21 protein-coding genes and 1 pseudogene are annotated in these 23946 nt (G+C 67.6%); 17 read left to right on the top strand and 5 right to left on the bottom strand.

Annotated elements, in window-relative coordinates; all coding sequences use genetic code 11:
- Window positions 1-75: 75 nt before the first annotated feature.
- From ND747_RS01055 to ND747_RS01040, 4 genes and pseudogenes are all read left to right on the top strand, one after another.
- Entirely contained in the window at window positions 76-1110 is a 1035-nt protein-coding gene (locus ND747_RS01055) for a replication-relaxation family protein (RefSeq protein WP_251731001.1), read from the top strand.
- A gap of 256 nt (window positions 1111-1366) precedes the next feature.
- Window positions 1367-1483: pseudogene (locus tag ND747_RS01050) on the top strand (transposase); the annotation flags it as partial.
- A gap of 249 nt (window positions 1484-1732) precedes the next feature.
- A complete protein-coding gene (locus ND747_RS01045) occupies window positions 1733-2710 on the top strand; it encodes a hypothetical protein (protein ID WP_251731067.1) in 978 nt (325 codons plus the stop codon).
- A gap of 642 nt (window positions 2711-3352) precedes the next feature.
- Window positions 3353-4018: a hypothetical protein gene (locus ND747_RS01040; RefSeq protein ID WP_251731000.1), complete on the top strand. Its 666-nt coding sequence runs from the start codon at window positions 3353-3355 to the stop codon at window positions 4016-4018.
- A 231-nt stretch (window positions 4019-4249) separates the two neighbouring features.
- Here ND747_RS01040 and ND747_RS01035 read toward each other — a convergent pair whose 3' ends face one another.
- Entirely contained in the window at window positions 4250-4399 is a 150-nt protein-coding gene (locus tag ND747_RS01035) for a hypothetical protein (RefSeq protein WP_251730999.1), read from the bottom strand.
- 38 nt (window positions 4400-4437) lie between these two features.
- On the opposite strand from ND747_RS01035, the gene ND747_RS01030 reads away from it, so the two are divergent.
- Window positions 4438-4674, top strand: a complete 237-nt coding sequence (locus ND747_RS01030; RefSeq protein WP_251730998.1) for a hypothetical protein — start codon at window positions 4438-4440, stop codon at window positions 4672-4674.
- 112 nt (window positions 4675-4786) lie between these two features.
- On the opposite strand, the gene ND747_RS01025 is transcribed toward ND747_RS01030, so the two are convergent.
- Window positions 4787-5005 (bottom strand): hypothetical protein, encoded by a 219-nt coding sequence (locus ND747_RS01025; RefSeq protein WP_251730997.1) that lies wholly within the window; start codon window positions 5003-5005, stop codon window positions 4787-4789.
- Window positions 5006-5183: 178 nt separating this feature from the next.
- On the opposite strand from ND747_RS01025, the gene ND747_RS01020 reads away from it, so the two are divergent.
- Together ND747_RS01020 and ND747_RS01015 are read left to right on the top strand one after the other, a co-directional pair.
- Window positions 5184-7775 carry an NACHT domain-containing NTPase gene (locus ND747_RS01020; protein ID WP_251730996.1) on the top strand — a complete coding sequence of 864 codons (2592 nt, stop codon included), beginning with the start codon at window positions 5184-5186 and terminating at the stop codon, window positions 7773-7775.
- Window positions 7772-8845: a hypothetical protein gene (locus ND747_RS01015; protein ID WP_251730995.1), complete on the top strand. Its 1074-nt coding sequence runs from the start codon at window positions 7772-7774 to the stop codon at window positions 8843-8845. Before ND747_RS01020 ends, ND747_RS01015 begins: the two co-directional genes overlap by 4 nt.
- Before the next feature lie 108 nt (window positions 8846-8953).
- Here the strand turns inward: ND747_RS01015 and ND747_RS01010 are convergent, their stop codons facing one another.
- A complete protein-coding gene (locus ND747_RS01010) occupies window positions 8954-9844 on the bottom strand; it encodes a hypothetical protein (RefSeq protein WP_251730994.1) in 891 nt (296 codons plus the stop codon).
- Window positions 9845-10533: 689 nt separating this feature from the next.
- On the opposite strand from ND747_RS01010, the gene ND747_RS01005 reads away from it, so the two are divergent.
- The 7 genes from ND747_RS01005 to ND747_RS00975 all read left to right on the top strand — a co-directional run bounded on the left by ND747_RS01005 (window position 10534) and on the right by ND747_RS00975 (window position 19271).
- On the top strand, window positions 10534-11049 hold the full coding sequence (locus tag ND747_RS01005; RefSeq protein ID WP_251730993.1) for a hypothetical protein: 516 nt from the start codon (window positions 10534-10536) through the stop codon (window positions 11047-11049).
- 279 nt (window positions 11050-11328) lie between these two features.
- Window positions 11329-12576, top strand: coding sequence for a methyltransferase, FxLD system (fxlM, locus tag ND747_RS01000; RefSeq protein ID WP_251730992.1), 1248 nt, complete (start codon window positions 11329-11331; stop codon window positions 12574-12576).
- 64 nt (window positions 12577-12640) lie between these two features.
- The gene (locus ND747_RS00995; protein ID WP_239375252.1) at window positions 12641-12832 is read left to right on the top strand and encodes an FxLD family lanthipeptide; all 192 of its coding nucleotides are present in this window, start codon (window positions 12641-12643) and stop codon (window positions 12830-12832) included.
- 78 nt (window positions 12833-12910) lie between these two features.
- Window positions 12911-16018, top strand: a complete 3108-nt coding sequence (locus ND747_RS00990) for a lantibiotic dehydratase (protein ID WP_251730991.1) — start codon at window positions 12911-12913, stop codon at window positions 16016-16018.
- A complete protein-coding gene (locus ND747_RS00985; RefSeq protein WP_251730990.1) occupies window positions 16015-17202 on the top strand; it encodes a lanthionine synthetase C family protein in 1188 nt (395 codons plus the stop codon). The genes ND747_RS00990 and ND747_RS00985 overlap by 4 nt, the downstream gene beginning before the upstream one ends.
- Window positions 17184-18152, top strand: a complete 969-nt coding sequence (locus tag ND747_RS00980) for a thiopeptide-type bacteriocin biosynthesis protein (protein WP_251730988.1) — start codon at window positions 17184-17186, stop codon at window positions 18150-18152. The genes ND747_RS00985 and ND747_RS00980 overlap by 19 nt, the downstream gene beginning before the upstream one ends.
- Before the next feature lie 6 nt (window positions 18153-18158).
- The gene (locus ND747_RS00975; protein ID WP_251730987.1) at window positions 18159-19271 is read left to right on the top strand and encodes a hypothetical protein; all 1113 of its coding nucleotides are present in this window, start codon (window positions 18159-18161) and stop codon (window positions 19269-19271) included.
- 12 nt (window positions 19272-19283) lie between these two features.
- Here ND747_RS00975 and ND747_RS00970 read toward each other — a convergent pair whose 3' ends face one another.
- Entirely contained in the window at window positions 19284-20063 is a 780-nt protein-coding gene (locus tag ND747_RS00970) for a glucose 1-dehydrogenase (protein ID WP_251730986.1), read from the bottom strand.
- The gene (locus tag ND747_RS00965) at window positions 20063-21181 is read right to left on the bottom strand and encodes a M48 family metallopeptidase (protein WP_251730984.1); all 1119 of its coding nucleotides are present in this window, start codon (window positions 21179-21181) and stop codon (window positions 20063-20065) included. Before ND747_RS00965 ends, ND747_RS00970 begins: the two co-directional genes overlap by 1 nt.
- Window positions 21182-21397: 216 nt before the next feature.
- Between ND747_RS00965 and ND747_RS00960 the strand changes: the two genes are divergently transcribed.
- The 3 genes from ND747_RS00960 (at window position 21398) to ND747_RS00950 (ending at window position 23376) form a co-directional block, all read left to right on the top strand.
- Window positions 21398-21796 carry a hypothetical protein gene (locus tag ND747_RS00960; RefSeq protein ID WP_251730983.1) on the top strand — a complete coding sequence of 133 codons (399 nt, stop codon included), beginning with the start codon at window positions 21398-21400 and terminating at the stop codon, window positions 21794-21796.
- A 181-nt stretch (window positions 21797-21977) separates the two neighbouring features.
- Window positions 21978-22886, top strand: a complete 909-nt coding sequence (locus ND747_RS00955) for a class I SAM-dependent methyltransferase (RefSeq protein WP_251730982.1) — start codon at window positions 21978-21980, stop codon at window positions 22884-22886.
- A gap of 190 nt (window positions 22887-23076) precedes the next feature.
- Entirely contained in the window at window positions 23077-23376 is a 300-nt protein-coding gene (locus ND747_RS00950) for a trypco2 family protein (RefSeq protein ID WP_251730981.1), read from the top strand.
- Window positions 23377-23946 lie beyond the last annotated feature (570 nt).

The following is a 23946-nucleotide window of genomic DNA, read 5'->3' as shown; positions in this document are numbered from 1 at the left end:
CCGTCTGCCGATTCCAGCCTGCCTGTTCGTCGACCTCTGCCTGCCTGACGACCCTCTTTGGGGAGACCTCTCCGCATGATCACGAATCCTCCGCAGCAGACCTATCTCGGCCGCCGCACCTACGCCCGGCCCACCGCCCGCATCGTGTCCAGTGGTGAGCACCAACTGTGGCTGGCCCGCCACCTCACCCCACGGGACCGGTGGATCACCCGCATGATCCACGAGCACCGGGTGTTGAGCACCCATCAGATCGTCGAACTCGGCTGGGTCACCCGCCGGTCGGCGAACATCCGTCTGTTGGAGCTGTACCGCTGGCGGGTCCTCGACCGGTTCCAGCCCCTGGCCGTCAGTGGCCTGTCGCCTATGCACTACGTCCTCGACGTCGCCGGCGCCGCCGTCCTCGCGCACGAGGACGGCTTGGACCCGAAGAAGATCGGTTACCAGCATGACCGGGCCATGGGCATCGCCCACTCCCTGCACTTGGCCCACCGAGTCGCAGTCAATGGCATGTTCACCCGGCTGATCCACCACGCCCGCCAGCGCGAGGCCACAGGCCGGCTGGCGGCCTGGTGGTCGGAGGAACGCTGCGCCCGCTCGTTCGGGGACATCGTGCGACCTGATGCCTACGGTCGGTGGGTGCAGGACCGCGCCGAGGTTGAGTGGTTCCTCGAACTGGACTTCGGCACCGAAGCGCTCCGCCGCGTCACCTCCAAGATCGACGCTTACGACCGGCTCGCCAAGTCGACCCGCATCCACACGCCGGTCCTGATCTGGACCACCACCCTGCGCCGCGAAGCCCGCCTCCGCGAGGTCCTAACCGAGGCGCTGCGCAACCTTGATGACCCGGCGCGGGTGCCGGTCGCGACGACGGCCGCGGACCTCGCCGAACCCGACCAGCATCTGGACGCCACCCTGACCCGCTGGCTACCCCTCACGCAACCCGCTACCGGTCGCCTGCGCCTGGGCCAGCTGGCCGGACTCTGGCCCCCCACCGCCAAGCCCCTGGCCGACAGCTCCACAGCCGACAGCGACATCGGGCGCCCGGCACGGCTCCACCCGCCCCAGCCGATGCCACCTACGGATCCTGAGCCCCGGCAGCGCGCCGCTTGACCGCAGCTCCGAATCGACCGAGGGGTCCTGCCGCCTGCGCACTGCATTCAGGAGACAGGGCCCCTCGGCTCGAACGGGCATCGCTGCCGCGACTAGGCCGCGTATTGGTTGTGACCAAGGTGATTGTGCAAGCTTCTTGATCCAGACCATGGAGGTGTGGAGGCGGAGGCCGGCGAGCCTGCTGCTCCGTCCAACGGCCGGCTGCGGAACACCTCGACCTGGGAATCCAGGTGTTTCGCGAGCTTGGACACCTGGGGGCCTGGACGTCGTGAGTAGCGAGGACGGAGCCGGATGACTGGCGTTCTTCCGTGGTCTGGTCAACGCGATCGGCTCCACACTGCCCGGCGCCTCGTGGCAGAGGTGTCGGACACATGTTGGTGCGGGACATCCTGCTCGCTTGTTGTCTGCGTTCGGACGAGGCCGCGGGGTTCCGCAGACGACTCGTCGAGCTAGCCCTTGGGACCTGTGCTCGCGTCGGAAGTGTCGGTACCGCCGCGTACGGTGGTCTGGCCCCACGAGAGAACAGCCCAGCATGATCGGAAGAGGCCGAGGACAGATCTACATGCCAATGAGAACTTTTCCGGAAAGTGGCGACGAGGGGAGCCTCAAGTGGGGGCCATGGGTGGGATTTCAGTTCAACGTGAAAGAAGATATTTCAATATCCCAGATGGTACTGAAACGCGATCCGTCTGGAGCGATCAAACTGCACGCGTTCGTAGGGTCCGATACGCAGAAATCCCCGGTGGCAAAAATTCTGGTTGACATGCCGGAAAGAATACATAGAAGACAGCTTGCGCGAAATCGTAAGGCGAACCAGGAGTTGCACGACGTCCTTTCTTTCCTGCGTCTTAACTACTCGGGACGTGTTGATGCAAAGGATCTCTCGTGCGGGATGGACCCCAACAAAACGCCGGACGTTATTGCCCGGATTGAGGGTGAAGATCTTTCCGTCGAGACCATGCAACTAATCCTACCGGGTGTCACGAAACACGAGAACGCCCAGAGTCGGTGGTGCCACTTCGAACGAATTACTGATTGGATGCTCGAACGAAGTGATCAATTAGCGAGCCGCCTTCGGGCGCATCGAGGGTGCGTTGTCTACGTAGGCTTTGACGAGGAAGTGCGTCGAACCCTTCGCATACGGCCAGACCATATGCCGAAAATGGTCACCGACTTCCTCGCTTCGTACGTGCCGACTCCCGATCTCATCCAAACGAGCGAAGATGGGCTGGTCCGTGCAAGCTGGATGCCCATACGTCGACCGCCATCGCTAACAGCATTCGAGCAAGCGTTCGGTTTCCGACTCGGTGTTAGCTATGACCAGACGCTTACTCGGGCCGACCTGCTATCGGAGTTTCAACGCCTTGTGCACTCCCATGACAAGAAGGGTGCAGACATGCTTCTAGTCACAATCGGCACGCCAACACGCGAGGGCTGGAAATTCCCCTCTTCTGAAATAATTGCCATGGGAATTAGATCAGAACCTGATCCATTGGCTGGCTGTGCGCCGACTAACGTTTCGGGTGTGGCCATATTCGACGCTGTGCACTCAACGGTTCGCTGGGTGTCTGGCTCCGACCAGATATTGCCGTCATTCTGATCGGATTCGGTATCAGATAATGCAGTGGCCTACAGGCCGCAGATCGCGACCGACCAGACGAGTGCCAGCCGGACGGTGCAGTGCGGGTCGACCCCACGCGCGTGGCCTGGATCCTGTCGAAGGTCGAAATGGTCACACGGCTGCCAGGAAGATGTCGTGGCCGACCGGTTGGTCCAGATCGAACCGTCCTGCGTGGACGGGAAGACCACCGCATCCACTGCGTTGCCCCAGACCCCGCCAGCGTCGGCCGGAGGTCGCGCCCACGTCAGAGAGGGGCGCGCTCGGCCAGTCAGTAGATATCCCAGCGCGAAGTATGCGTACGCGGCGGATTCGCGGTCGAACAGCAGCGTCGCCGGCCGCGGCCTGCTCGGGCCGAGATCGAGAAGTTCAGCCATACGCGGCTGACCAGCCTGAAGTCAGCCGGCGAAGGTCCTGCGCCGGGTCCGATCAGTAGAATGTCGGTGTGTGGGCTGCTTGGTCGAGTTGGAGCGCAGCTCCGTCGAGTGAGATCCTGGCTGTGTACAAGCGACACGTGCTCTTCGCCAGCGCGCTAATTTCTGTCCCGTGCATGTGACGGCGGCGGGATTGAGCGAGGCTGGTGCACGCCTGTTCGGCGCACTTATTCCAGAAGGAGGTCTGACAGTGGTCGATCCGATCCCTGGGCAGGCACGGCCCACCATGTATGCGGGCACGCAGATGCGGTCACGGCTTGAGGCCGACTTCGCTGGCTGGCTTGACCGGCAGGGCCTCAAGTGGGAGTACGAGCCGACGTGCTTTGCCGGGCCAGATGGCCAGTGGCTTCCGGACTTCCGGTTGTCCGGGTACGACATCTACATTGAACTCAAGCCGGTCGCGTTCGGGGGGGAAGGCTTCGACGAAGAGCCGCGGAACGACCGGATGCGGCGCGCTGTTGACAAGATGAAGATCGCCTTCCTGACGGAGCCGACCGCGACGGTGGCGCTGATCTTCTGGGAGTACGGCTCCGAGTGGCCGGTGACCGGCCTCATCTACTCTCGTCGGACCGGCGAGGAACTTGCCTACAAGGCAACGCTCAGCACGTTCATGCTCCTCGGGTCTTTCGCAGGCCTCGGGGTGGCGCTCGACGCGGAGACCGAGCGGAGGTCCGCGCGGAGCAAGGAACGGGTCGAGTCGATGATCCGGTCGCGTGAGGGTTGGGGGCGGTCCAGAGCCCTGATGGCGCTGATCGAGGAGTCGGGCGATCTCGCCCTCATAGAGCGGGCACGCGCCGTCTTGGCCGAGAAGGCGACCGAGGCCGAAGAGAGCCGGGCGCGCGTGGCCGATCTCTGATGTGCCACGCCGATAGCCAGCGGCTACGGAGGTGATCGTGAAGGCGCCTGGTAGCTGAGCCACAAACCCACTCTCGATCCTTGGCCATCGTGGGCTGACGAACGGTGACAGTCAAAAGAGCACGCCTTCTCGCTCGGTGACGCAGCACAGTTGCTGGCCGTGCCATGCGGGGCGCGGTGATCACTCCTTCGAGTAGGGTCTACGGTCCAGTCCTCACCGCTGGCGCTGAGTTCATGTGCCCTGCCACGAGAAGGACCAGGCCGTCACCGTCGCGGACGACGCCCGCAGCGTGCTCACCGCCTCGGCCCAGGCAGGCGCGACGAGCTCGACGCTGCCTTCCCCGGCCGACGGTCCACTCACGGCGTTGTACGCAGCGCTCACCAGCGGGCGACGCGACGATCCCCTGAACCTGCCCTTCGGTGGCGCAGACCTCCATACGCCCGGATACCAGCACGCAAGCCTGCCGGGTTATGAGTCCGGCCTGCCTGGCCAGCACCGTCTGCTACTCCATCGCCGATCCTGAGAAATGGCTGTCGAACACTCTGCTGCAGAACATCCTCGGCGCGCGCCCGGTGGAGAAGATCCTGGGTCGATGCGGCAGGTTCGTCGTCACGGGAGGACGCCACTACGGCTGGCACCCCTCTTCGACCGCCTGACCGGCCACCGTGTCCGCCACGGCCCCGCTCACCCTTGTATGCGCCGATAGGCCGAGTGTGGGCCGCGCGGACTCCGCTGAGCCTCCCACTGCCTGACTTCGGGCTAACGGGATCAGTCGGCCACCCGGATGATGTCCAGACCGAGACCGCAGAAGAGCACCTCCGCCGATGTCGGTAAATCAAAGTCGACTACCCCGCAGAGCAGGACACCATTGCGCAAACTCGCTCGCCGCTCGCCGCTCGCCGCTCGCCGCTCGCCGCTCGCCGCTCGCCGCTCGCCGCTCGGCAGCGCGGTCTGCTGGCTGATGCTGCTTGCCGACGTGTCGAGCATTGGTGGATCGCTGTCACCGGCCGCAGAGGTGCGGGCAGAAGCGGGGATCCCCGATGGCTGCCATGCCGCAGGCCGTCCGGAGACGGTAGATCGGGCGCGCCGTGGGAGGCTAGTAGACTGATTAAGTGACATGCTGCCGGTCGCTGAAGCGTCGGCTCGGCCCGAGTCGGGTGGGGCCGTGGCGGGTATAGACACGGTAAGGGGTATCGCTTTCCAACAGGCGCAGGCGCTACGTGATGTTGTCGATTTGGTCGTGGTGGACAGCGACGCCGAGACAGTTTTGATCGAAGGCGCCGATGACGTCGTGGACTACGAAGTTCGTGATGGGCGGGGCCGGCGTCTCGCGGTACGACAGGCCAAGACGCGCCAAGAACCTGGCACGTGGGGAGCGGCGGAGCTCGCGAGAATCCTGTGCGCGTGGGGTGAGATGGATGATGCGGACAAGGCCGAGTTCGCGTTCGTTACCGATGCGTCGTTGAACCGCAGCGGGCGGGAACTACGGGACCTGATCCAGGAAATGCGGGAACGGCCGGACGAGACGGCGCTGCGCCAGGCAGCGGCCACCATCGGCCCGAAGGGCGTGCAGTTGCCGTCGCTGGAGGTGCTGCGGAGAGTGCAGATCCTCACGCGGATGGGAACAACGGAACACGTCCTTGCTCAGGCCGAGATGCGCATCCTGACGCTGCTCGGCCGTGGTCGGATAGCCACGCTCGACGATGCAGTGAACGCCACCAACGCATTGTTCCGGCGGCTGTTCATCATCGGCGGCGACACCGACCTGAAGCGACGCACGATCAGTAGGGCCGATGTGCTCACGGCCCTGGGCATTGAGGAGGCGTCTCTGCAGGGTGGGCTGGCGTGGTCAGCGGAGACGGCCGTGGCGTATCGGGCCGCGATGAGCGACACGGGCCGGCAAGTACGCGGATTTCTGCCGCTCGACCTGGTGTCGGTTGCCTCGACACCGACGGTGCTGCGCCTCTTGCATCCGCAGAGTAGGCGTTCCGACGTCGCTGAACCCTCACATGTGATCCTGGGTCAGGCGCGGGCGGTGCTCGTCGGGGCCGCGGGTCAGGGTAAGACGATCACGTTGACGCACCTTGGTGAAGTTGCTGCGGCGCGTGGCCTCCTGCCGGTCATTGTCCCGGCAGCCGGGCACGTGGCGGGAGCGCTGCCACGCCGGATCCGCCATGCTGTCGAAGTACAGCTTGGTCAGTCCCTGACGGCCGGTGCGGTTGACGCGCTGCTGTCAGCGCCCACGCTGGTACTGCTGATCGATGGGGTGTCAGAGGTCGACTCAGAGACCCGCGACGCTCTTGGTGGAGACCTTCAACGGTTCGCGGCGCAGCGATCTGTTCAGATGATCGCCACTGGTCGGGATCTTTCTCTGACGATCACAGTCATGACCGGGCCGGAGACGCCGGCTGCCTACCAGCTGACCACGCTTAACCGGGACGCACGTCGGCGGTTGGCCCGCACCCACGGGTACGGCGATGAGGTGGTCAGCTTGATCGAGCATCGTCTCGGGGACACCGTCGACAACCCGATGCTTTTCGTGATGGCACTCTCCGTATCCGCCGGTGGTGTCCCGGACAGTCGGGCCGACGTGTACGGACTGTTCCTGCGTGGCCTTGCCGCGCGGGCGGGACTGGGTGACGACGACATTCACATCGCCGCGATGGGAGCGGCCTGGGCGCAGCTGATCGGACGAGGCCTGCGCGCTGCCGACCACTACACGTGGCTGTCGTCATTGTCGGCCGAGCTCGATGCGCTGCGCGGACTTCCTGTGTGGCGAGGCCACGAGTGCAGCCCCGCCGACGCGCTGTCCCACGCTCAGGCTGTCGGATTGCTTACGCGGCTCGATCCCGACAGCGGCTTGGCCCCGCTTCACGACTCGTTCGCCGATTATCTGGCCGCTCGCGCTATCGCCCGCGGACAAGTCGCCTTGCCCGCAGTGTTGGATCCTGGCTACGACGAGACTGTGTTGTTCACGGTCGACATGGCCGGGCTGAGCGACGATCTAACCTACCGGCTTGCGGCGGAAAATCCCCTGCTCGCATGCAGGGTGGCGCGTCTGCCGCAGGCCTCTGGCCTAGCCGAGCCCAGTGGTGTGGGACGGCTGGTGGACGCGTTGATCGGCGACTCCGTGCTGCCGTTGTTCGGCACGTCCAAGGGGTTGAGTTTGTATCGGCACAACAGGTTTACCGGCGTGGCGCTCGCCGGAGAGGGCCGCGACCTGGTCGACGGCACCACCTTCGAGGTGCTCAGCCGAGACCATCCGTCGATGCTGGTGCCGAAAGACACGGGCAATCTTCAGCTGGCGATCGCGCTGTGGGCGAAGGCGGTGCGGCGGGCGCACCGTCCGCACGTTCGAGTGTTCCAGCCGGCGCCACCTGCCGACCCCGATGCGGCCACCGAACTTCTCCCGAAGTATCTGCGTGCTGTCGAGGCGGAACTAAAGCGGCTGGTCACTTCTACGCTACCGGCTCCGGTTCGCCAGCGGGTGTCGGCTATCCTGGGGCCGCAGGGCATGGTGGCGTATGTCGACGATCCAGAGCCCGGGGCGTTTGGCGGCTTGGATCTCCCCGTGCGCTACCGCCGTGACGTGACCTGCGTGGTCACCCGTGCCGACCGCGAAAGTGTGGATGACTCGTCCATGACTGCAGGCAGCACATTGGCCACGTTGATGCGCCGCCATCCCACGGATCAGGCAGCCCACGAGCTCGGTCAGGCTCTTGCCATGCTCACCGATCACACCTGGCCAATGTCATGAGCGTTCTTATCTGGCGGGCAGTCGGGGAGCTGGCCGCTGTTTGGCGGTCGTCTGCATATGTACAGGAGTACAGCGCCGGTGCGAGCGGACCGTTGCATCTATGCGACACATCTGGTCACCACATCGCCGCTCAGCCGTTCTACCTGTCGCGATACCTGCCCACTCACCCGCGTTATAGTTCCCGTGCTCGTTCACCGCGGAGGGATGACTGGCAGGGCAAAGGAAAAGACCTCGAAGCCGGCTACACGCTCGTCATCGAGTGGATTCGCTCCCGGCTGTATGGCTATCCTTTTCCCGGCTCGCCGCAGCTGACTCAACCGAGTCCTTGGACCACCTTCAACGTGTCGATGCACGTGCCATGGCTACACCAATTGCGCGCATGGCAGCTCCACAACCAAGTAAACCCACCGACGATACCCGTCCTGGGGGTCGACCAGGCAACGCAGCTGGAAGCTGGGGCCCACTTGGGCGCGGCGATCGCGGCCAGCCCACCTGCGATCGAGGTAGAGGCAGCATGGAAGTCACTGACCGAAATCGACAAAGATCAGCTCCGTGCGACAAGCGTCGCCATGCAGAAGGTCAGCTATCTAGAACCGAATGATGTCACCGGCACCGACGACTTTCGTGGGCTGGCCTGGGCGGAAACAATATTGGACGAAGCGATCAGGTCATTGACTGGCCGCGCCCGCGTGTTCACTGACGCTCTCACGGCGGCCGATCGTCTGATCCAGCAAGCCGCCGCCCTGTTCAGTCAGCTTATCTTCTACAACCAGGTTCGCCAGCTTGGGCAGGTGTTCTCGGTCGATCTACTTGACGGTGCGGATGGCTGGCACACCATCCGCTCCAACTCATTCATTCTCGTCGATCACCCACGTCTACGTGAGATCCTCGCGTTCGACTATCCGTATCCACGAGGCGTGATGCTGGTCGCTGGCATCCACGAGCAACTACCCTTCGACAATCGCCAGGCCACTCTGTCTGTCCATGGCCACATTTTGGCCGACAGTGAGGAGCTGGCTGCGTCAGTCGTCCCGATTCGGTCAATCCATACCGGATTCCACCAGCCGTGATCCCGTCGGGTGTCAGTCCAATCTGGACAACATCGTTGCTGGGTATCCAGGGAGAAAATGGATCTGGATGCGCCGTCAAGGCTCGAATCGTTCGAACTGTCCGGTGGATCAGTCGGTGATGTATTGTACGGCCACGTCGTGGATGAGCCACTCGCACACGGTGTCCGGGAGTTCCCATGGCTTAGTGAGCATCTTTCTTCTGACTTCCGAAAGATCCACGCCGGCGGGTGGAGGTGGTATGGGTTCGTCTTTCCAGGTTCGGTGGCCCGGATTGCCGAGTATAGTGAACATCTGGTCGACGTGGGACGGGTAGTCCGGCAGGCCCCACCAGCCGGTCGCCCACACGGTGGCGGGGAGTGCTGAACTGTACAGTGCCGAGCGGGGGTCGTAGGTGTCCATGGACGTTAGGGCGTAGCCGGCGGCGCCCGCCACCTGCCGCTTGTATTCAGCGAGTTCGGTTTCGGTCGTGACGTCGGCCGGTACGACGCAGTCGGGATGCGCTCGCGCGTTGCCGAGAGTGCGGTCAATCACGTCATGAAGGGTGACCCCGGTAATCAGCACCCGCTTCGGGTTGGTGAACCAGCGGTACAGGTTGTACAAAACCCTCTCCAAGGGCTCCGGGTCAGCATTCGCCACGTCGGCGATGGTGCGAATTCCTTCCTGGCGACGCCATCTCCTGAGCCGTTCTCGTACCTTCGAGGTGGTGTGCGTGTTGATGCGGTACATGTCGGTGTCAGACAAGGCACCGATGTCGGAACCGGCATGCCAGTCCTCGACCTTGGTGTTCCGCCACCATTCCGCTGTTATGCCGACCGCTGAGACGTCCACCATCTGACCGACATCGTCGGGATCGAGTCCTTGCCGCGTCAGCCGCTCACGAAGGACGTCCGGTGAGGGAAGACGGAGTTGCCCCGCCGAGCTGTCGCCGGAACCCGTAGATCCGCTGCGCGCCGGATCGACGGGAGGCCCGCCCGATTCCGTCGCGTTCTGCTCCGTCACGACCGCCACCCCGCTCGTCGGCTGTCTACGTCCCATGTCTCAGAGTAATGCGCCCAATAGGTGCGAACCGCTTTGGCGTCTGAGCCTCGGACTCGACACTTCTCTGCGTCCACCAGGTCACCGTGCCGATCATGCCGGTGGAACCCTGTGGCGCGTCGGCGATCCGCGTCCGCGACGTCAGGTCTACGTCGACTGGCCGGCTCTGGTACCGGTCGGGACCAATCCACTGAGGTGTATCCCGCTCCTCGGACACCTGCGTAGCGGCGAGACAGCGCCTACAGGCCTAAGCGAGGCCGACGATGGAGGTAGCACCCGTCACCGTGACGAGGTGGCTGATCTACCGACCTGTCCCGGCCGTCTCCACTCACCGCCGCCGATCACCCCCGCCAGCCTCGACCGGCAGCAGCATGCGGCCTGACCGGAGTCCGGCCCGGCGGGAGGTCCTGTCACCTGAGCCGAAGGTCGGGTTGGAGGACCCGTCGGCGGCCACCGGACGGTTCGGCCGCGATGACCGCTTCATCAGGCCGAGGGGCGAAACGGCGAAGCGGCCCATGGCATGCAGGCGGAGAAGCCAGCGCGTGTCGCGGACGGTCGGGCCCGATGCCGAAGCGCATCAGTGGTGAAGGGGTGTGATCGGCCCTGCGGCGTATCCGCCAGATACGCCGACATTGCGGAAGGAAGGCTGGGCTATGAACAGCGAAACCGGAGCCCTGGTCGAGGACATCACCGCCCGTGTGCAGCGCGCGGTCCGCGCGGGCGACTATCCGGCCATCGTGGGGTTGCACGGCGACCGGACCTTGATCCTCAGCGACTACGACTACCTGGCCAGCTGGGCGACCAGCCTCGCGTTCGAGGTCCGCGCCGCAGCCCAGGCCCAAGCCATCCACGTTAACCGGTGGGTCTTCGCCGTCCCGCATGTCTGGTACGACGACGGCGACACCATCCAGGCCCGGCCCCTGTTCACCGCCCACCTCCAGCCTGGCGAGACCGAGACGATCAGCTGGATGAGCTACGACGACGGCGATGGCATCGACTACGGCCGGGTCGAGTTCGCCCGCCGTCCCAACGGCGAGCCGGTCTTCGACGAACCCGAGTACTTCGCCGTCCCCATGCACCCGCTGCCCCGCCACCCCGGCGCCGCCCTGCACCGCCTCCTCGCCTCCGGGATCCCCAACCTTGCCTCGGCGCTTCCGCAGCGACCCTGAACGTCACCCGGTCAAGATCTGTTGGCCCGCGCGGCAGACGGACCGGTTGGCGAACTTTCTGACCCGCATCCGTGGCCGATGCGCCGAACCGGAGAGGGCATCGATCATCGTTTCCGCAGCTCAGGAGCCCATGCGTAGCCGAGGTCAAATCTTCCCCGCCCGGGGAATGAGTCGCGCCTCGGCATGGGCCATCGTTACAACGCACCCCACCAGAGCCCAGGCGATCTTCCGCCTGTGCAGCCGCGGAGCTGGGGGCGAGACGGCCCGGAAGGATCTTCGTTGACTCAGATGATTGGCACGTCCAGCGCCCCGGACCGGGCGGCTGAGGTCCGTAACGCGCTGGTGGACAAGCTCTGCGTGACCGGCATGATCACCTCTCTGGAGGTAGAGCGGGCGTTTCGTGCCGTGCCGCGGCACCTGTTCGTTCCCGAGGGCACCTCCCTGGAGGTTGCCTACAACGCCGACGACTCGGTGGTGGTCAAGCGGGCCGCGGACGACGTGATCATCTCGTCGATCAGTGCTCCGTTCATCCAGGCTCGGATGATCGAACAGGCCGGGCTCGGCCCCGGGATGAGCGTGGTCGAGATCGGATCCAGCGGCTACAACGCCGCGCTCCTCGCTGAGGTCGTCGGCCCCTCGGGCCGAGTGATCAGCGTGGACATCGATCCCGAGGTGACCGACCGGGCCCGCGAGCTTCTGGAGACGACCGGGTACGCGGACCGGGTCGCGGTGATCCGCGCGGACGCTGAGGACGGCGTGGCCGAGCTCGGCGACCGGGTCGACGCGATCTTGGTGACGGCCGGTGCGTGGGACCTCTCGCCGGCGTGGCTCGCGCAGCTGGCCGAGGACGGCCGGATCGTCGTACCGCTGCGGATGAACGGGATCACCCGGTCGATCGGGTTCCGTCGCGACGGCGATCACCTGGTGAGCACCTCGGCGGAGGTGTGCGGGTTCGTCCCCATGCAGGGTGCCGGTGCCCACGACGAGCGGGTCTTCCTCCTGCCTGACGGGCACGGTCGTCACGTCAGGCTGCGGTTCGACGCCGACCCGCCCCAGGATCTGGATCTTCTGGGCGGTGTCCTGGCGTCACCGCGGACCGAGGTGTGGTCCGGGATCACGATCCGGCACGGGGTGTCGTTCGCCGACCTGCACCTGTGGTTCGCCTGTTTCCTGCCGGGCTTCTGCCGGCTGGCGGCGGACGAGGGAACCGACCTGGCTGCCGACCGCAAGAGCTGGTTCCCCTTCGGGGCCGTGCAGGGTGACTCGTTCGCCTATCTGGCTGTGCGCCCGGCGCTGGACGGCGCCGGTGTCGAGTTCGGCGGACGTGCGTATGGCCCGCACGGCGAGGCCGCTGCCGCTGCGCTTGTCGAGCAGATCCAGGCCTGGGACCGCCAGGCACGGGGCGGACCGGCCCCGACCTTCGCCTACTGGCCGACGGGCACCGACCGTCCGCCGGCCGGGGAGGGCACGGCCGTGCTGGCGAAGACCCACGGCCTGGTCACGATCTCCTGGCCGGTTGCGGGCTGACCCGGCCGGTTCAGGACGCACCACCCACCCGAGAAATCCCCCACCAGAACAAGGAGTGATCTCGATGTCGCCGGTGCTGATGGCCGACCAGGCGGAGTCCGTGGACTTCGCGCTTGACGACGCGGAACTGGAACTGGACATGCGGGTGGTGGAGTCCACCACCCGGATCGCGATCATGATGTGCGACACGAGTGACGGCTGCGGCCAGAGCTGCAGCACCAGCGCGTGCAGCACATCCTCCAACGACCCGTCCTGACCCAGCCGTCCGCCGTCGGCACCCGCCCGACTCGGGTGCCGACGGCGGATCCCACACCGGCGAGGAGAGGGAATCGCCATGTCCGTGCCCCCGCGCTACCAGCACACCGGCTTCCTCCAGGTCCGCGCCTCGACGGACCCGGGCGGCCTCGATCTGCCTGCTGATCTCGACCTGTCCGACTCCGTCGCGGTCGAGCAGGAAGGCCGGGCATGGCTGGCCAAGACCTGGGCCCGCCCGGAGGTACAGGAGGCGCTGCTGCTGGCATCCACCGATCTCTGCGCCCGCGTCGAGCAGATTCTTGACGACGGCGCCGGGCAGCGTTCCGGGACGGAGGTCCGGCGAGCCCTTACCGCCGTGGCGTCCTATCTGCTGCGGTGGCAGCGACGCGCGACGCCGTTCGGGATGTTCGCGGGAATCGGCACCGCGGCCGTCGGGCCGGCTATCGCCGAGGTGGGGCGCGCGCATCGAGTTGTGGCACGTGCGGATGCAGAGTGGGTCACGGTTCTGGTCGATCAGCTTGAACGGAATCCGGAGCTGCGTGGGCGGCTGACGGTGGTGGCGGACAGCGCGCGGATCGTGCGCGACGGTCGGGTCATCGTGCACCGGCGGGCCGAGGCGGGTGCCGCGAGCCCGGGGCCGCTGCGGGAGTCGTCGGTACGGCTGACCCGGCCGGTCCGTTTCGCCTTGGCGGAGGCCGGCAACCCGATCCAGCTGGACGCGCTCGTCGTACGGACGGCAACAAGGTTCCCCACCGCCTCCCCGGACAAGATCCGCGCGCTGGTACACGGTCTGGTCGACGGCGGCCTTCTGATCACGAACCTGCGACCACCGATGACAGCCGTCGATGCTCTGACTCATCTGGCCGACGCGTTACGTGCAGCTGGCCCGGAGGGCTTGGCTGACGTGAGCGACCTGCTGCGCGAACTCGACAGGCTCCGCGCCCTGCTGGCCACTCACAACCGCACCCCCGATCCGCAGCAGGCCGCGCAGACGCGCCGGACGATCGCCGCGAGGATGGCCTCGCTTGCACCGGGGGCCGGTCAGATGCTCGCGGTCGACACACGGCTCGACGCGAGGATCGCTGTCCCCGAGCGGGTTCTCACCGAGGCGGCGCTCGTGGCCAGCATGTTGCTGCGGCTGGCCCGCCAGCCGTTCGGCTCGACAGCCTGGCTGGATTATCACGCCCGGTTCCGGGCCCGCTACGGCCCCGGTGCTCTGGTTCCGGTTCGGGAGCTGGTCGCCGAGTCGGGGCTGGGCTATCCCGGCGGGTATCTCGGTGCACCGCGAGCGAGGCCTGCCTGGCGGATGCTGACCGACCGCGACACCGCGCTCCTGACCCTGATCCAGCAGGCCGCCGTGGACGGGGCCGAGGAGATCGCGCTGACCGACGCGGACGTCGAGGAACTGGCTGTCGGGGAGCACCAGGACATCGTGCCGCCGCAGCGGGTCGAGCTCGGTGTCGAGGTGTGGGCGGTCTCGACGCGTGCGATCGACCGCGGGGACTTCCGTCTGCGGGTCACCGCCGCCCCGCGGACCTGCACCAGCATGGCCGGACGGTTCGCCCACCTGCTCGATCCGGCCGACCGCGACCGGCTGGCCGCGACGTACGCGGCCGGCACTGAGGCGGGGGAGCGCGACCAGCCGCTGGCGGCGCAGCTGTCGTTCCCGCCGCGCCGTCCGCACAACGAGAACGTGGTGCGCGTCGAACCGCTGCTGCCGGACGTCGTCTCCCTCTCGGAGCATCCTGCCCCCGGCCGCCCCGAGGTCAGGCTGATCGGACTTGACGATCTGGCGGTCACCGCCGACGGCGCGCAGATGTACCTGGTGCAGCGCTCCACCGGCCGGCGGGTGATCCCTCGGATTCCGCACGCGCTGGACAGCAGCGTGCAGAGCCCACCGCTGGCCCGCTTCCTCGCCGAGGTCGCCGACGCCCGCAGCGCCGTGTTCGGCGGGTTCGACCTCGGCGCGGCCCGCGTCCTGCCCTACGTGCCGCGCATCCGCTACGGCCGCACGGTGCTGGCCGTCGCCCGCTGGATACTCACCTCCACCGACCTGACCCGGGGCCAGTCCGGCGACGAAAGACAGGAAGCACTGCGCGCCTGGCAGCAGCGGTGGCGCGTGCCCGCACGGGTCGTGCTCTGCCACGGCGAGCTTCGTCTACCCCTCGACCTGGATCGCCACCTGGACCGGGCGCTGCTGCTGACCCACCTGGAGCGGGCCGGCCGCATCGAGGTGCAGGAGGACGGTCCGCCCGACGCGCAGGGCTGGATAGGCCGGCCGGCCGAGCTGCTGATCCCGTTGACCGCAATCAGTCCATCGGCACGGCCACTGCCCATGACCGCAGCGCCGGGAGCGATCCTTCGCCCGGGTAACTCGGCGCTGCTGCAGGTGCAGCTCGTCGGAAACCCAGCCCGGTTCGACGACATCCTCACCGGCCACCTGCCGAGGCTGGTCGCCAGCCTGGAAGGGCTTGTCGGGCTGTGGTGGGTCCGGCGACACCGCGACATGATCCTTCCTGAGAGTGATCAGTACCTTGCGGTGTTCCTGCGCCTGCACAGCCCAGACCACTATGGGCCGGTCTCCGCCGCCGTGGCCGCCTTCGCGGCCGACCTGGAAGCCCGCGGCCTTCCCAACCAGCTCACCCTGGCCTCCTCCCCGCAGCACCCCGCCCGCTACGGCGACGGCGACGCACTGGCCGCCGCCGAGTCGGTGTTCGCCGCCGACACCCTCTGCGCCATCGCCCAGATCACGGCAGCCCAGACGTCCGGGATCTCCGCCCAAGCACTGGCCGCAGCATCGATGGCAGACCTGGCTGCCTCCTTCGCCCTCGACTCGCCGGCCGGGTACCAGGCACTCGTTGCCTGCCTTCGGCAGGAGCACGGCGCCCTGGATCGCACCCTGCGGGATCAGGCTCTCGACCTGGCCGATCCCGGCGATGACCACCACGCGCTTCGTGAACTGGCCGGCGGTGAGGCGGTCGTCAAAGCCTGGAGAGCCCGAGCCACCGCGCTGGCCCTGTACTACCAGGCCTTCACACGGCAGCGTGATCCGCGGACAGCGCTGCGGACTCTCCTGCACGAGCACCATGTACGCGCTGTCGGTGTCGATCCGACCCTGGAGAAGGAGACCGGGCGCTTGGCCCGCGCCGCCGCACTGCGCCGCCTCGCTCTGGCCGGTGCCCGGTGACCCCCGACACCGGTGCCGCGGTGGAGACGTTGTCCGCCGACGACGCGGTCAGACAGTCCCTGGCCCGGGGCCCGGTCGGGACGGCGCTGCTGCAGATCGAGCGGGCCCTGACCGACACGGGTAGCTGGGACACCGCGCAGGCCCACATCCGGCGGGTTGTCGCCGGACCGGTCGATGCGGCCGAGCGCGCCGGCCTGTACTACGGGGCGCCCGCCCTCGCCTTCCTCCTGCACGCCGCCGCCGACGGACATCCCCGCTACCGCAGAGCCCGCGACACGCTGGACGCCCACGTACTGCGCCTGACCCGCCGCCGGCTGACCCTCGCCGCCACCAGAGCCGAACGCGGCGAGCTCACCACGTTCGCTGAATACGACCTGTTCTACGGCCTGACCGGCATCGGCGCCCTCCTGCTCCGCAGCCACCCCGACAGCGAACTCCTCGCCGACGTCCTGCGGTACACGGTCAGCCTGACCCGGCCGCGCAGTGAGAACGGTGTCGACCTGCCGGGCTGGTGGGTCGCACATGACCCGGACGACGCTCTGCCGACCCCGGGCGGGCATGCGAACCTCGGCATGGCACACGGCGCGGCCGGCCTGCTCGCCCTCCTCGCGCTCGCCACCGCCGGGGGGCACCTGGTCGACGGCCAGGACGAAGCGATCGCCACCCTGACCGCCTGGTTCGACCAGTGGCGCCAGGACGGCCGCGACAGCCCCTGGTGGCCGCAGTGGATCACCCGAGAGGACCTGCGTACCGGCCGCCCCACCCAGACCGGTCCCGGCCGCGTCTCCTGGTGCTACGGCACGATCGGCATCGCCCGCGCCCAGCAGCTCGCCGCCCTCGCCGCCCAAGATCATCAACGGGCGCAGGACGCCGAGAACACCCTCGCCGCGGCCTTGACCGACACCCAGCTCGACCGGATCAGCGATCTCGGCCTGTGCCACGGTCTGGCAGGGATCTACCAAACTGCGTATCGAGCCGCCCGCGACGCGCGAAGCTCCGCCCTCGGCCGCCGGCTTCCCGCGATCGCCACCCGGCTCGCGCAGCACGCTACCGCCTCCTCCACCTCCAGCGAGCAGGACAGCGGGCTGCTGACCGGCGCCGCCGGGATTGCCCTGGCGCTGGAATCCACCCGACATGTCGGACCGCCACGTACGGGATGGGACACATGCCTGCTCATAGCCTGAGCATCACCGCCCCCCAAGACCTCGCTGCCGGCGTCATCGCGGTGCTCGCTGGCGCCGACCTGCACGCCACAGCCACCAGCAACGCGCTCAGTCCCTCCGACCTGGACGACGCGGTACGGGTCTACCAGGCGGCTGGACTCGCGGCGCTCGAACAGCGCGCCGACCAGAACTGCTACCAGGTACGGGTCCAGTTCCCCGACTGGTCCACCGCCGAAGCCACCGCCGCCACACAGCTCGGCCCACGCCTGGACCAGCTCCAGACCGGCGGCGTGGTCGGCGGCTGGTGGTTCCTGCGCAAGCACCCCTGCTGGCGGCTCCGCCTGCACCGCGCGGACACCACGGCCGTCGACCAGGTGCTCGATGAGCTGACCGCCACCGGAGCACTCACTCGCTGGTGGTCGACGGTCTACGAACCGGAAACCTTCGCCTTCGGCGGCCCAACCGGGATGAACGCCGTCCATGAACTGTTCTGCGCCGACAGCCGCGGCGTCCTCGACTACCTGCGTCACGACACCCCGGGCCTCGGCCGCCGCGAGCTCTCGATCCTTCTGATCAACGGCCTGCTGCAGGCGGCCGGCCTCGACACCTTCGAACGCGGCGACGTCTTCGCCCGGGTCGCCGGGCTACGCCCCGCCTCACCGGCCGCCGACCACCCGAAGACCGCTCAGCTCGCCGCGAACGTGCGGCTGCTCCTGTCCATCCCCGACCTGCCCACCAGCGACCTGTTCGCCCCCGGCGGCCCGGTAGCGCACGCCGCCCCCTGGCTCACCGCGTTCCACACCGCCGGCTGCCAACTCGGCGACGCCGCCGCACGGACACAGCTCGGCCGGGGCCTGCGGGCGATCCTCACCCATGTGCTGATCTTCCACTGGAACCGGTTCGGCCTGTCCGCCACCAGCCAGGCCGTTCTCGCCCGCGCGGCTGCCACAGCCCTCCTGCCTGGGGACTAACGGATCATGAATCCCGCAGCATTGGCTGTAGCCTGCTTCTTCCCCTTGATCGGCCGTCCCCGCCTTGCTTGTCCGCCTCTGTCTGATCGAGTTGCGGAGATCGCAGAGATCGCCCAAGCAGCGGCCCGGGACGGCGCGGACGGACTGGCCGAAGGAGCGCATGCTCTGAACAAGGCGGCGCTGCTCGCCAGCGACTGTGGCCTGACGCCCCTCGCTCGTGATCTGTGCTGGCAGCACATCAACATCTACCGCGCCGCCCCGCGCCCGCTCACCATCCACCAGGCCAGATACATGCTCGAACCGGCCCTCAACCTCGCCCGGCTCCAGATCCGCGCCAGCGACGGGGAGCAGGCGCTCGGGCTTCTCACCTCGATGTTCCAGGCCGTCTCGTCGAACACTGACCTGATCGTCGACGGCCAGGCCCTCCCGCTGGCCGACCTCACCGGCACCCGCGACGAGCGCCACAAGCTGCGCGAATGGGTGTGGCTGCACCTCGTCGGGGACGGCGTCCGAGCCCTGGCACTCGCCGGCCGCTGGGGCGACGCGGTCACCCATGCGGGAACGCACCGAGGGATCGGACTGCATCTCCTGGAAGGACGCCAGGCGAAGATCCTCGCTCACTGCTTGAACGGGACGTCAGCCAAGGCCCGCACGACCTTGGCGGAGGGCACGCCGACGTACCCGTGGGAGCTCCAGGTCGCCTCCTGCCTGGAAGTGATCTGCGCCGAGGGCACACCCACAGTACGGAGCGTCACCACCATGATCGGGCACTTCCTGGGACAACGCCCGACTCCTGGCTACGCGGTCTTCCGCGCCCATCTCGGCATGACCGTGGCCGCTCTCGCCGCCGCCACCGACCCGGACGCCGCCGCCCGCGTCCTCGCCCAGGCCGTTAACGAGGTGATCGAAACCGAGGACGGATACGCGGCACGGGACGTGCTCCGACTTCGCCCCACCCAGGTGATCGAACTGACCGCCGCGCAGGACGAGGCGCTCGCCGACCTTCTCAAGGTCTCCGGCCTGAAAGCGGGAACCCTGCCTGAACCGCTGCTGGAGTCCGTTCTCAGCTCCGCCCGCACCGCCGAAACTACGATCGTTACGTCGATACACCCTCAGTGACGGTGATCTCGGTCAGTACCCGCGGGCACTCGGCCGGCCTTGAGCGCCGTCGACGGCGATGTCGGCTCCGTTCACCCAGCTGGCCCGGTCGGACAGCAGGAAGGTCACCACGTCCGCGACTTCCTCGGCGGTGCCCAGCCGGTGCGCGGGGAAGTCCCGCTGCACGAAGGTCTCGAAGTCCTCCGGATGCTGGCGGGCGTAGTTCTCCCAGCCGCCCCCGGGGAAGAGGATCGACCCTGGGCTCACCGCGTTGACCCGCACGTTGAACGGCCCCAGCTCCCGGGCGAAGGCTGAGGCCAGGTAGATCTCCGCGGCCTTGGCCGCCCCGTACTGCGCTCGGGGCGACGGCTTCGAGCCCGAGATCGACGAGACGATGACGACCGATCCGCCGCCGTTCTTCTTCATGTGCGGGACGGCCGTGCGGATGGCTCGGACGGCGTGGCCGGCGTTGAGGTCGAACGTCTGCGCCCAGTCTTCAGGGGTCGAGTCGAGAAGGTCCCCTCCGACGGTGCCACCGACGTTCGCGACCAACAGGTCGACGCCTCCGAAGCGATCGGCCGCTTCCTCGACGAACCGTTCGACGTCGCCAGGCCTGGTCACGTCGGCCGTCAGGCTGAAGACGTCCGAATCGGCCAGGTCGAGGCTCGCTGCGGCCTGGGCCAAGGCATCGGAGTCGCGTCCGCAGATCCCGACCCGGCAGCCCTCGGCCGCAAGGCGGGACGCGATCGCCCGGCCGATGCCGCGGGAACCGCCGGTGACGAGCGCGACCTTACCGTTCAGATGAAGATCCACTAGAGGATGTCCGCCTGTCGATCATGTGCCGCTGAACCGGCGCCGGGGTTGGAAGGGGTCCGCTGCACGCCTCGGACCGTGCGGGACAGGTTCGTCTGGCGCTCGTACAGGTCGCGGACGGCCGACAGCTCCTGGTAGGGACGCAGCTCCCGCATGACCTCACCGGTGCGGCGAACGATCAGATCCACCGGGCGCTCGGTCGCGCAGATCTCCAGCGCCTCGACGGTAACGGCGCACGCCCTGTCTGGTTCCTTCTGTCGCACCGCGGCGAGCGCGAGGTCGACCCGGGCCAGGGCCCGCGCGACCGGCCAGTTCGCCGCCGCCGCGTCGCACAACGTCACCGCCTGCTGGGCGAAGGTCCGCGCCTTCTCGGGCCTGGAGAGCGCTGTGTAGGCCGTGCCGGCGTAGAACGGCAGGTAGGGGTAGTCGAAGGAGAAGATGCTGTGCGACGCCTTCTCCGTCACCGACTCGAAGGAGTCCTCCGCACGGGCGAACGCGACGCTGACACCGTCGGCATCGCCCAGGCGCGCATGGGCCCGTCCCTGCTGCGCGAGAAGTCGAGTCTGGAGGAAGGAGTTCCGCGGGGCGACGTCCAGGCCAGCCAGGGCGTAACGCAACGCGTCCGCTGCGTCGCCGGTGTAGAAGGCGATCATCGCCTGGGTTCCTCGGACCCACCCGCCCAGCCGGGCGTCGCCGGACTCCATGGCGAGCTGCCACGCCGTAAGGCAGTGCGCGTGAGCCACGGCGCTGTCACCGAGATCGAGCGCCAGATGTCCCATCAGCCCCGACAGCCATCCACCGACGACGCACAGGCGCTGCCGCTGGCTCAGCGTCTGGCGTCCTGCCACCATCGCGGAGACCCACTGCCGGCATTCGCGGACCTGGACGAACAGCTGCTCGGGCGGCGTATGCAAGTAGGACAGGCCGAACCGCTGCACCTCCAGATCAAGGTGCTCCAGCGTCGTCGAGCCGAGATCGGACTCCTCCCAGCGCTGTCCGAACATCGCCGACTCCACCGCCGACTGGGCGAGCAGGGCCGCGACGGCAGACGCGCCCGCCGCGGCGAGAACCTCGCGACGCTTCGTCGGTGACCCCTCTCCCTCGACTCCGACAGGCACCGGCGTCCGCGAACGCACGGCAGGAGGCCTGGATATTGGCTCATTGTCCACGAATGCCGGCAGAAGCGCAGGCTGCGGCAGCCCGCCCGCAGCCCCGGGCCATCGAGGAGTGTCGCGACCACGAACGGCGCCGGCTGACGTGGCCGGCGGCCGGCCGCGCGCCGCGCTGACCTCGCGCACGCAGCTGTCGAGGAGAAGAAGGTCCGCGGGTGCCAGGTGCTCGCGGTCTTCAAGGTCGAGAAGATGATGGATGCCCGTGCCATACACGTGCGCGAGCAGAGCGAGGATCTGCGGGGTGGGTCGCCGCGCGCCCGAAGCCGGCCAGGACTCAAGCTCCGACAATCGCGGCCCTGTCATGCTCGCCCGGCCGTCCGGATCGAGCCCGAGGCTCGCCGCCTGAGCATTGATCGCGTCGGCAGCCTCCTGGAGCGTCCACCCGAACGCGTGCCGGAACGCGGCCCGGGGCCGGAAGCGAAACCGCCGTCCGAACTCACCGGCGATCTCGTCATGGCTCATACCGAACTCGCGCATCCGACCACGAAGCTGCCGCTGCTCAGCGCGCTGACTGACACGGGCCACTGCCGGCTCACCCAACCCTCTGGACTGGGAAAATGAGGCCGTCGCCCGCCGCGATCAGCCACCAGAAGCGATCCTACGGTATGGATCTGTCACGTTAGGGCATGCGGTGCGCCGGAGCGTGCTCACTACAGCATTCCCAGGTCAAAGTGACATGAGCTTGCGGCCAGTGCCCGATGGTCGGATGCATTTGGGCGGTCGCGGTCGGTGGTCACGCTCCGTGGCGCGGCCCGCTCCCGCTGGCTCGGGTGCGGTGGCGCGGGCCCGCATCCCGGACGTATGGCATGTGCCGCACTACGCTGTCCGCTTCGTGGATGACGCGACGGAGTTGAACCGGGCGCGCTGGGATGAGCTGGCGCGCCTGCACGGGCAGGACGACTACTACGACGTCGAGGGTTTTCTCGCCGGGCAGCTCATGCTGAGCGCGCGGGAGCGAGAGGAGATGGCCGCAGCCGTCGGGTCTGTGTCGGGTGTCGACCTCCTGCACATGCAGTGCCATTTCGGGTTGGGGACGCTGTCGTGGGCTCGACTCGGCGCACGCGTCACCGGCCTGGACTTCTCGCCCGTCGCGGTGGAACGAGCCCGCGTGCTCGCCACCGCCGTGGGGATTGACGCGCGGTTCGTCCGGGCGGACGCGCAGCAGCTGCCGGCGGACCTGGCCGGCGCGTTCGACGTCGTCTTCGCTTCCTACGGCGTGCTGTCCTGGATCGCCGACGTAACAGCGTGGATGACCGCAGCGGCCACGGCGCTGCGTCCCGGCGGCGTCTTGGTGCTGGTGGACGGACACCCGCTCACACAGATGATCGACTCGGTCGACCCTGTCAGGTTCGATTTCCCGTACCAGGGCAGCACCGCTCACCACATCCGATCCGCCAGCTTCTACGCGAGCAGTGCCACCCAGCTGACGACCACGGAGACCGTGCAGTATCCCCACGGCCTGGGCGAGATCGTGACCGCGGCGGCTGCCGCTGGACTGCACGTGGACGCGCTTACCGAATACCTCGACTCCGACGGCCCTGAAGGACGCGCAGACCAGATGAGGTGCGGGCAGGACGGCCGCTGGCAGCTGATCCTCACTGGCCAACCCGTACCGGTGCAATATGCACTGCGTGCTACGCAGAACTCCTAGACGCCCCACCTTCGACCCCGAGGACGGCCCCGCGTACTCCTCAGTCGCTGACCTGGTCCTTCACTTGATCGATCTGCGTTCCGGGTCGAGCTTTCCCTCTTCGGGGTGGTCGCCCCTGGCGTGGGGCGGGGATGCGAGGTTCCGGTTACTGTGTGCACCATCCGGTAGGTGTCGGTGATCGGGGGATCCGATGGTGGATGGGCCGTGGGTGGGGTTGGCGGACGCGATCGGCGCGGTGCGGGCGGAGTTGACCGCGGCGATGGTCGCGGGGGCTGGTGCCCCGGTCCGGTTCACGGTGGAACCGGTCGAGCTGGAACTGAATGTCGAGGTTCGTACCGGTGTCAAGGCGGATGGTGGGGTGCGGATCGGGGTGGTGTCGATCGGCGCGTCCGGTGAACGCTCCTCCACCTCCACCCACCGGCTCACGATCCGCTTGCAACCGGTAGACCCGGCGACCGGCCAATCGTCGTTGATCGCCGACGACGAATAGCCCGAAGACCGTGGGGTTCCCACCGGGGCAGGTAGCCGAGATCCGCACGCCTAGGGCGAACGGTAGGACATCGGTGGGGTCGGGTCTGCTGGTCACTGGCCGGCTGGTCCTGACTGCCGCGCATGTCGTGTTCCCCGACGCGCCAGCATCGCCAGGACAGATCGGGTTGACCGTCGGAATCGGCGAGGACGGGCGGACGGTGACGTCCGGGCGGGTGGTGTGGCCAGCGCACTGGGCTGGACCTCACAAGGACCGGGTGGACGCGGCCCTGATCGAGATCGACGACCCCGGGTGGAAGCCACCGAAGGTGGATCAGTTGCGGTGGGGTGTGCTCACCGGACGCACTGCCGGGATTGTCTGTGAGGCGGTTGGGTTCCCCCGGGTGCTGCGCGGCGCAAACATGGTGCGAGAAACGAACCACCTCCTCGGTCATGTGAACCCGTTGGGTGGGCTGGTGACCGGTCGCTATGACATCAACATCGATGATCCTCCGCCGCTGGCACCGGTCGCGGAGAAGGAACCGTTGCCGTGGTCAGGGATGTCCGGGGCGGTGCTCTACTCCTGCGCCGA

Origin of the sequence: Frankia sp. R82 (assembly GCF_023716925.1) — a bacterium.
In the GTDB taxonomy this organism is placed as follows: domain Bacteria; phylum Actinomycetota; class Actinomycetes; order Frankiales; family Frankiaceae; genus Frankia.
This window is presented reverse-complemented; position numbering and strand designations above follow the sequence as displayed.